Source organism: Thermoflexus sp., assembly GCF_042408815.1.
Taxonomy (GTDB): domain Bacteria; phylum Chloroflexota; class Anaerolineae; order Thermoflexales; family Thermoflexaceae; genus Thermoflexus.
In genome coordinates, this window is record NZ_JBHOQR010000010.1 from 1 (window position 1) to 9,003 (window position 9,003).

At 65.5% G+C, this 9,003-nt stretch carries 12 protein-coding genes; all 12 read left to right on the top strand.

Going from position 1 to position 9,003, the window contains the following annotated elements:
• Positions 1 to 185: 185 nt before the first annotated feature.
• The 12 genes from ACFMO3_RS03870 (at position 186) to ACFMO3_RS03925 (ending at position 8,532) form a co-directional block, all read left to right on the top strand.
• On the top strand, positions 186 to 494 hold the full coding sequence (locus ACFMO3_RS03870) for a hypothetical protein (protein WP_376789121.1): 309 nt from the start codon (positions 186 to 188) through the stop codon (positions 492 to 494).
• Positions 495 to 515: 21 nt separating this feature from the next.
• Positions 516 to 815 carry a WXG100 family type VII secretion target gene (locus ACFMO3_RS03875; RefSeq protein ID WP_376789122.1) on the top strand — a complete coding sequence of 100 codons (300 nt, stop codon included), beginning with the start codon at positions 516 to 518 and terminating at the stop codon, positions 813 to 815.
• A gap of 73 nt (positions 816 to 888) precedes the next feature.
• On the top strand, positions 889 to 1,212 hold the full coding sequence (locus tag ACFMO3_RS03880) for a hypothetical protein (protein WP_376789123.1): 324 nt from the start codon (positions 889 to 891) through the stop codon (positions 1,210 to 1,212).
• Positions 1,213 to 1,340: 128 nt separating this feature from the next.
• Positions 1,341 to 2,423 carry a hypothetical protein gene (locus ACFMO3_RS03885; protein ID WP_376789124.1) on the top strand — a complete coding sequence of 361 codons (1,083 nt, stop codon included), beginning with the start codon at positions 1,341 to 1,343 and terminating at the stop codon, positions 2,421 to 2,423.
• A 257-nt stretch (positions 2,424 to 2,680) separates the two neighbouring features.
• Positions 2,681 to 3,478, top strand: coding sequence for a hypothetical protein (locus ACFMO3_RS03890; protein WP_376789125.1), 798 nt, complete (start codon positions 2,681 to 2,683; stop codon positions 3,476 to 3,478).
• Between the two features lie 108 nt (positions 3,479 to 3,586).
• On the top strand, positions 3,587 to 4,912 hold the full coding sequence (locus tag ACFMO3_RS03895) for an ATPase, T2SS/T4P/T4SS family (RefSeq protein ID WP_376789126.1): 1,326 nt from the start codon (positions 3,587 to 3,589) through the stop codon (positions 4,910 to 4,912).
• A 141-nt stretch (positions 4,913 to 5,053) separates the two neighbouring features.
• Entirely contained in the window at positions 5,054 to 6,001 is a 948-nt protein-coding gene (locus ACFMO3_RS03900; RefSeq protein WP_376789127.1) for a type II secretion system F family protein, read from the top strand.
• A gap of 70 nt (positions 6,002 to 6,071) precedes the next feature.
• Complete coding sequence (locus ACFMO3_RS03905) at positions 6,072 to 6,971, top strand: hypothetical protein (RefSeq protein WP_376789128.1); 900 nt, start codon at positions 6,072 to 6,074, stop codon at positions 6,969 to 6,971.
• A gap of 186 nt (positions 6,972 to 7,157) precedes the next feature.
• Entirely contained in the window at positions 7,158 to 7,352 is a 195-nt protein-coding gene (locus tag ACFMO3_RS03910; RefSeq protein WP_376789129.1) for a Flp family type IVb pilin, read from the top strand.
• Positions 7,353 to 7,362: 10 nt separating this feature from the next.
• Positions 7,363 to 7,728 carry a hypothetical protein gene (locus tag ACFMO3_RS03915; protein WP_376789130.1) on the top strand — a complete coding sequence of 122 codons (366 nt, stop codon included), beginning with the start codon at positions 7,363 to 7,365 and terminating at the stop codon, positions 7,726 to 7,728.
• Between the two features lie 10 nt (positions 7,729 to 7,738).
• Positions 7,739 to 8,146, top strand: coding sequence for a hypothetical protein (locus ACFMO3_RS03920; protein WP_376789131.1), 408 nt, complete (start codon positions 7,739 to 7,741; stop codon positions 8,144 to 8,146).
• Entirely contained in the window at positions 8,143 to 8,532 is a 390-nt protein-coding gene (locus tag ACFMO3_RS03925) for a hypothetical protein (RefSeq protein WP_376789132.1), read from the top strand. Before ACFMO3_RS03920 ends, ACFMO3_RS03925 begins: the two co-directional genes overlap by 4 nt.
• The last annotated feature ends 471 nt before the right edge of the window (positions 8,533 to 9,003 follow it).

The following is a 9,003-nucleotide window of genomic DNA, read 5'->3' on the forward strand; positions in this document are numbered from 1 at the left end:
GATCCTCCGGGATGGATGGGGGACACGCCGGGAACCGGACTCGTTGAGGCGATAAGGGGGCTCACCACGCGCGTCCATAAAAATGATAGCAAGTCCTCCCCCTCGAAAACCACGACCCCAATGAAAAACGGGAAAACCCCTAGTGTCTATCATGTTAATGGAACCTGATGCTTCGGGAGGCCGACATGGGTCGGATCTATCAGGTGGATTATGAACGCGCTTTCGCCCTCTGTGCGGAGATGGAACGGGTTTTCGAGGCGATGGAAGGGCAGGGGATTCAGCTCCACGGACTTCTGGAGGCGGTGGTGTCCCGCTGGCTTCCCCATGGGGCAATCGTGCGCGCCTATGGGGAAGAGATGAGCCGTCGGATCCGGGGATCGCTGAGCGAGAGCCGGGCCAGCATTGCCTCCCTCCGGCAGGCGTTGCTTTCCCTGAAAGCACTGGAGGAGGAACAGGCCCGACGGATGCGCTCCGCTCGTCCTCATCCTTACTAAGTCCATAGATGGAGGTGCCCGATGCCGATCAGCCGCTTTGATTACGATGCGATGTTAGCCATCGCCCGGAGGATTGAACAGGGCGGGGCGGACCTTGAGGCCTATCTGGAACGGGTCCAGGCAGCGGCCCAAGGGCTGGAGGAGCAATGTCGCTCACCCTTCGCTGAGGCCCTGCAGGCCCGGAGTGCGGAGTGGGTTCGGGCGGGAATGGAGATTGCCCGCAGCCTGAAAGCGCTTGGGGTCGATCTGGCCCGCATCGTGGAAGCCCAACGGACGGCGGAGGAGCAGGAGGGGGCGCGCTTCGCTCATCTTCCCGAATGAAGGGAGGAGGGCGAATGAAGCCCCCGCTTGTGTGCCGCCTTTCTCATTCAAAACCTGAAATTCGGAGGTAGCGATGAGCGTGGATCCGCGCGGTTTGGGGGGATGGTTGGTCCACGAACCGGAGGCGATCCAGAGTTACCGGCGCCTGCTGATGGATGAACGGCCGGAGCAGCTCCTCGCTGGCCTAATGGCGGCCATTCAGAGCGAGCTCCCGACGCTGTGGTCGGGGGAGGCAGCCCAGGGCTACTTCGAGGAGGCAGGGCGACGGCTGGAGGAGTTTCAGCGCTGGCTGGAGGCACGCCGACAGCTGGACGAACGGATCGGAGCGGGCGAGGCGCGGATCGCTGAGGCGATCGCGGGAGTCAGCCAGATGCTCCAGGCGCTACCCGAGCCGTAAGCCGGAATGGGGCAGGCCATCTGACCCGGGCCCCAGTGTTGGAAAGGGGCTGATCCGCTTTGAGCGGCTATGGGACCTGGAATGCCCTAGGCCCCTAGCCCCTTCCCACGACATAGGAGGAGAAAAATATGGGGATGGAAAACGGACATCGACTGCAGGTTCATCCCGAGGCGGTCCGCTCATATGCCCAGGCGTTGCGCCAGTGGGCGCAACGATGGCTGGAGCTGGAACAGCAAGCGCTGGCGGTGAACCGCCAGCTATCGGAAACCGTGCGGTCCGTCCCCGGGGAGGGCTTCGAAAGGGCCTGGGCGGCGCAGGCGTCTCGCCGGGCGCAGATCGCTGAGCGAAGCCTTGGGCTGGCTCGGGCCCTGGAAACCGGGATCGCCCGCCTGGAACAGGCCTTCCAGGAGGCTGCCCAGGGGCTCCGGTCCCTCTCTGGGACGCCCTCCGGGTCATTGCCTGAGATCCCCCTAGCGGTGGATGCGAACGGGCGCCCGATCGCCAGTCAGTTTGAGATGCGCGTGGACGCGGAGATCCTGCGCCGGGCAGGTGTTTCCGAGGATCAGATCGCGCGGTTACAGGAGCCGGATGGGCGGATCCGGTGGTATGCCGCGTGCGGGCCGGTGGCGCTGAGCGTGGCGTTACAGGCGCTAGGCCAGCCCGTCCCAGCCCAGGAAGCGGTGGATCGGATGCTCGTAGAGCGGATGGCCGACGATGGCTTCCGAGAGCGGATTCAGAAGGATGTGGCATTCCGTCTGCAGAATGGCCGGCGCGGCCTGGGCTTTTTCACAGGGGAAAAAGACCTGCAAGCGATCGCCCGCTTCTATGGAGTAGAAATGGAACGGGCGCACCTGCCGGATGGCCAGCGCGATCCGGAGGCGCTGTGGCGCGGCCTCCGGCAGCGTATGGAACGCGGGGAACAGCTCATGATGCTGGTGCGGATCCAGGAGAGGCCAGGCGCCCAGCTCGGAGATGGCAAGCTGGTTTCGTATACCACCCCGGAGGATCCCAATACGCAGCCCCACTGGGTGACGCTGGGCGAGCTGGAAGAGGGAGCGGACGGCCGCTATGTCACCCTTTATAACCCCTACCACAACACCCGGGAGCGTTACCGATGGGAGGAATTCGTGGCCAGCATCGACGGACAGGCCCGTGGGAGGAACTGGTGGGCCTTGAGCGTTCGAAAACCGGGAACCGGGGGGAGTCCATGAGCGTTGGGCGCTTTCGGCGATGGGCCCTGCTGTTCCTGTTAGGATGGGCCGGCTGCGGCTCGCCCCCGGCCCGCCTCACACCAGCAACGCCGGAGAGCCCTGCCCCTATCTCGCCCACGGCCACATCGACCCCTATCTCGCCCACGGCCACGTCGACGAGGACAACGACTCCCACTTCGACATGGACCCCGACGAAGCAGGCCCCTGCCGTGGCCTCCCCAACTGCTCGGCCCACGGCCACGAAGGCGCAGGCCTTTATGCCTCAACCGCTTCCAGAGGGCTTCCAGACAGAGGGGAACTGGATTGTGTTGCAGGTGGACACCTATCGGCGGGACGAAATAGAGAAGCGGGAGCGTTCGGACTTGTGGTTCACAGATGGCCAGCGGTGGCTGGGGCCGATCCCGCTCCGGGAAGACGAAGCCTGGAGCCTTCAAAGGGCCTTCTGGCGGCGGCAGGGGGAAGCGTTCGAGCTGTGCGCGACACTTAAAACCCGTTCGATCTGCATCCCGAGCCCGCCCGGGATCTCCTTCAGCGCTCCCGAGCCATCCTCTATCCGCGCGGAAGCGTGCCGGAATGGGCAGGCCATCTGCGTGACCGGGCCGGATGGCGCCACCCGGGAGTTCCCACTCCCGGCGGATCTCATCGAAGACTGGCAAGCGCTGCCCCTCTGTGTCTCTCGGGACCGATGGGTGATTGTGGAAGTCTTCGCAAGGATCGAAGGGGAAGAGGCAGAACCTGTGCCAATGGTATATCGCCTGGACATGGCGAGGGGCCTCTACGAGCGGGTTTCCGGAGACGAGGAAGCCCGAGCGGAGCGGATCAGGGCCTTTCGGCGCCACGGGATTCTCCCGGAATGGATCTCTTGGGCCTATGACCCCGAGAGGCTGGAACCAGAGATGTGCTCGCCGGATACCCGATTCTACCTGATCCATTTTGGGGGTGGAATGGGAGACAGCACGGATTCGGTATGGATCCTGCGCATCGAGGATGGCGCCCTTTACCCGCTCCCCGGGCCAGAGGCCCGATGGGTCTGGCCGGAGCGGGAGGGCCAGTGAGCCGGGCGAAATCCGCAGGCCGGCTGGAATCCGCATCCCAGACGGGCCCTGGATTTCCTATCCTTCAGCCTACCGACAGCGGATGGAGCCTCCACAGGAGAAGCGTCTATGTTTCCTGAGCCCCGGGTGGAAGCGATCGAAGGGCAGGCCTTCACAAAGGAGCTGCTCCACGCCCATATGCTGGAAGAGATGCGGGCGCATCTGGCGCGGCTGACCGGAGGGAGGCCGGCACGGCCGGCCGATGCCCTGCGGGCGGCCCGGGAGCGCCTGGGCCCCTCGGTGGACCCGGAGATCCTGGCCCGAGCGGCCATGGAGCTGCTCGACTGGGGGGAGCTTTGCGAGCTGCTCACGGATCCCCGGGTGGAAGACATTGCCATCCAGCACCGTCGCTACGTCTATGCCTTCCGAGAGGGCCGATGGATGCGGCATGGAGAGATCCGGGACCCCGACCGCCTGTGGGGCGGGATCCGCAGATTGTGCGAGGCCTTCGGCCTCCGAACCCCCAGCGACATCAAGCCGGCGGCAGAGGGCGCCTTCTCCCTCGACTTTCCCGATCCCATCGGCTTCCTCACCATCCGCGTCTCCTGGAGCGAGCCGCCCATTGTCCCCTCCAGCTGTCTCACCCTCCGGCTCGCCCGGCCCGGCCGGGCACCCGATCTGGAGCGCCTAATTGGGGAAGGAGTGCTGTCCTCGGAAGCCGCAGATTATCTCATGGGCGTGCTGGACCGCAAGGGGACGCTCATCATCGCCGGGCCCACGGGCTGTGGGAAGACCACCTTGGCCCGGGCGCTGCTGCGGGTGGCCGCCCGCCGGTTCCGCCTGGTGGTCATTGAGGATTCCTATGAGCTGATGATCTTCTGGGACGGCCGCCCGGAGAGCGATCCAGGCAACGTGGTGCACAAGCTCACCCGCCCGAGGCTTCCCGGGGAGGATATCGTGCCGTTCACAGCCTTCGATCTTCTGGTAATGGCTCTGCGAGAGCGACCGGACGGGATCGTGGTTGGGGAAGCCCGGGGCCCGGAGGCCTTCGAGATCCTGCGGGCGGCCAATACCGGCCACGGCCCCCAGGTGACCACGCTCCACACCGACAGCATCGAGCGGGTGTGGTCCCGATATCTCCAGATGGCCCAGAGCCATCCGGAGGCTCGGGACCTGCCGACCCGGACGCTGGCGATGATGTTCGCGGAGGCAGTGACGGCCGTGGCGGTGTTGGCCTATCGGGAGGAAAGCGGGGAGATGCGCCGGTTTGTGGAGGCCATCGCCGAGGTGATGCCGGAGCTGGAAGGAGATAGCGAACGCCCGGTGTTGCGGACCATCTTCCTGCGGGAGGATAGGCGGCTGACCCCGGTTTCCCGGCCGATCCGGCCTGGGTTCTCGGCCGAGGCACTGGGGTTGGAACGCCTGCCCTGGCGGGGCGGTGCCCACGTGTGGTGAGCTGGCGACCGAAGCCCATGATCGCCTGGGTCCTCCTCTCGAGCACCATCGTGTTTTCCTCCCAGCTCCCACCGCTGGCGAGGGCCAGTGCGATCGGGGCCTCCTTGCTGTTTCAAAGGCAACCGTAGCGAGGGGGGAAAGATGGGGGATGGAATTGCCATCCTGATTGGTGCGCTCGTGGGTGCCGGGGCGCTAACGGCGATCGCCCGGCCCCAGGAGCAGCTGCTGGCCCTCCGGGGACTCCGGGAGATCCGGGGTCGACTGGGGCTGGAAAGAACCCTGCGGGCGGCGGGCATCGATATGCCGCCTCTTCTCTTCCTACAGTTCGCCACCCTTTGGGCGGCAGGAGGCTTCTTCCTGGGTCTGGTGGCTGGCCTGGGGTTGGTTTCCGCCATTATGCTGGCGGTCTTCGGGGCGACGTTTTACTACATCCGGGCTCGGGAGCAGGCGGCGGAGCGGCGGCTCCGGCTGGCGATGGAGCTGATGGTATTCTTGCGGGGAGTGGCCGGAGGGCTACGGGCCGGCCTTCCCCGGTCGGAGGCAGTGGCCCGGGCGAAAGAGCTCGCTGGGCCCCTGGCCCGGGAGGCCGTATCCGACCTGGAGCGGCGGCTGGAGCGGGCGGGGGCCAGCCCCGAGGGGCGAGAGGAGGCCATCTGGGCCTGGGCCCGGGATTACGGCCATCCGGTGGTGACCGCCACTGCTCAGGTGCTGGGGGTGCTGGCCACCGGTGGGACCGGGATTCAGGATCTGGTAGGAGCTGTCTCCGAAAGTCTGGATCGGATCCGGCGGATCCTCCAGGTGGCCCGGGCCCGGGGGCGGGGGATGCAGAACCAGATCTATATGATCATCGCGATGAGCGCCGGAGGACTGGTGATCCTTTCGTCTGCCGCCCCTGAGTTTCGCGATCTTCTGCTGGCGAACCCCCTCAACCCGATCCTGGTCGTGGGGGGATGGTTCGGATCGTTGCTGGTTTCGGAATACATCATGGATCGCTACTTCTCGATGGAGGAGACCGTAGGCATTGCTCGGGGAAAGGCTGGGCTCATCCCCCTGGATCGCTATGGGAATCCCATCCTGCCGGAGGGGTAGCCCGGCAATCAGCGTCAGGACCGGGATACCGTAACGGGCGAACTTCGCATCGCCGATGCAGGAGGAGGAGATGGGCAACGTGGAGCTGGCGATGGTCGGCGCAGCGGCACTCACCTTGGGGGGATTCTGGGCCGCCTTCCTGCGGCCTCGAATCCGGATCCGCCTGGAGGGTGCGGATCGAGATCCCCTGGATCGGGGGGTGATGTTGCCGGATTGGATGGCTCCCCTCTACCCCCTGTTCTGGCCCGTCCTGAGAACCCTGGATGAGGTCGGGGTGATGAAAGGAGACCTGGCGGAGCGGATCGCCCGCTCCGGTTATGCGCCTTACGCCACCATCTCAGCCGTATGGGCGGCGCGGCTGCGGGGGATGGCGCTGGGCCTGGCGGCGATGGTGATCGGCATGGGGCTGTCCGGGATGCTGTTGGAGACCCCCCTTCCCGGGGTGATCGCTGGGCTGGCGGTGGGACTGTATGGGCTGACTGCCCCGGATCGGGAGATGACGCGAGCGATCGCTGATCGACGGCGCCGGTTCCGAGCCAATATGCTGCTGGTAGTGGCAACCGCCCGGGGCTTTCTCCGGGCGGGGCGGTCCTTCGATGAAGCCTTCTCCCGAGCAGCCCAGGGGGATGGGGTGTTCGCCAACTGGGTACGGTTTCTCATCGCCCGACACAACACAGTGGGGCTGGCCGCCATCGAAGAAGGGTATCGCCATACCCCGGATCCCCGGGACCCCTATGTGGTTCGGTTCCTGGATATGGCCCGGCTGGCATGGACAGGCGGTTCGGGGATGGACACCCTCCTAGAGGGGATCGTGCAGGATCTGGCAGTGGATATGGAACAGGGGATCTCCGAGATGGTTACTACGGTGGAGCCCCTGGTGCTAGGGGCAGGGATCCTGGCAATCGCCGGGTATGTGCTGGCAATCCTGATGCCGGTGTTCTTGGGCAGCGAGGCTTTCCTAGGGTTCTGAAGATCAAGCCTCTTCATAAAAGAGCGTTAGGGCCCCTTTCAGCAAGTATGCGAAAGGTGCCCCGCCGAATTAGGGGCTCCGAGAACACAAGAACTAACAAGAACTAGAGGAAGGACGCTGGCCGGTGGGCATCCATGCCCAGCTGCATCTGTCCGGCATCTTTAACTCCATATAGGGAGGTGTGCAATGTTCGCGGAGATCCGACGGTTCCTGCTGGACGAGGAGGGGGCTTCGCTGGTGGAGTTCGCGCTGCTCTTTCTGTTCATCGCCGTGGTGGCGGCGCTGGCCCTGCCCGGGGTGCGCCAGCGGATCCTGAACGCTTTCCGGATCGGTGGCCAGAAGATGGATGAGGCCACTGGCGCAGCCAGCGGCGGCGAGTGAGGGGGAGCCGATGGGACGCGGACGTCGTCGGCGGGACCAGCAGGGCCAGAGCCTGGTCTCTTTCGCCCTCGTGATGGTCCCCTTCTTCTTAGTGCTTCTCTATATGCTCTACGCGGGTGCCTATGCCATCCGTTGGACCGTTCGCTCCCGGGAGATGGCGGAGGCTGCCTTCCGGACCTCCGCCTACCCTGGGGCGACCTCCGGGGCGATCGTCTCGACCATCGATCCAACCCGGCGATCTCTGGAGGCCCGTGCCGACGAGGTTCAGGACACGGGCGGGCGCTTCTACGGCATCCCGATCCGCTGGCGGGTGGCCCTGTCCCTGCTCTTCCGGAAATGGCGGTTCTGGGATGGGCCGCCTGCGGGCTGGTGGTGAGGAGGCCAGGATGCAGCGACCGAAGCGGACGCGGGGAGAGGCCCTCACGGAGCTGGCCCTGGTCCTGCCGGTCCTGGCCCTGATGTTCTGGGGAGTCCTAGGCCTGATGGAGCGGGGACGGACGGCGAGTCTGGCGGTCTGGGCGGCGTATGCCTGCGCCGCCCAGGCGTCCCAGACCCCGGATGAGGCTCAGGGATTGCACCAGGGGGAGGCGGCGGCCCGAGCCGTCTTAGGGCGGCGCCTGGTGGACGTAACCGTCCAGCATGATGGGGCCTGGGGCGGCCGGGTGGTGTGCACGGTGATCGCCCGGCCGACCCTGTTCGTCCCCGCTCTCCCCTTCCTGGGGCGGGACGTCCGGGTCCGACAGGAGACCTATGTAGAGCGCTGGAAGTCTGACTGGCGGGAGCTTTCGCCATGAGCCTCTTGCCGTTCCTGGCCCTTTATATCGCCATCGTCTTCGCCCCGCTGACGGCGGCGATCCGGGACCTCATGGTCCATCAAATCCGGATCGAACGAACGCGGGCGGTCCTGAACCTGGCTCTGCGGGATGGGGCGCAGGTAAGCGCCCCGGACGCCCGAGGGCATCTGGTCGGGGATCCTGCCGCGATGGAGGCCCGAGTGTGGGAGATCTGGGCCGGTGCCCGGATCCCGGGCGCGGTCCTAGAGGAGGTTTCCTGCACGCCTGCTCCGCCGACATGTCATGCCCGAGTTCGGGTGACCACCCGGGGGTTGCTGGGAACTCTCTCTGCCCGCATCGCGGTGGAAGCAAATGTGCTGGAGGGGATCACGCGAGAGGGCCAGTGAATCGGTTCTGCCAGGCGAACAGACTGTCCCGCCAAGCGGCCAGCACCCAACCTGTCTACCTATGGCCACCGCCCGAGCGGAAGTGCTGATCGGAACCTCAACCTCAGAGGATCCCTGGGTGTGGACCCAAATGCCTATCTTCGCGAATCGAATGGGCCCGAGGGCCGGAAAATCGATCCAAATGCCCAGGCTGTCCCTGTGTAGTGACATGCCCTGGATCTACGAGGTCCCGATCCGAGATTTCGCTTGCACCCTGATCCCGATCCTGGAGGCTCCTGCCCCCTTGGCACCAGGTGAAATCCTCTCCGTCTCCTGCCTCGGGGCCCTCAGAGGGGTTTTCCCGTTTTTCATTGGGGTCGTGGTTTTCGAGGGGGAGGACTTGCTATCATTTTTATGGACGCGCGTGGTGAGCCCCCTTATCGCCTCAACGAGTCCGGTTCCCGGCGTGTCCCCCATCCATCCCGGAGGATC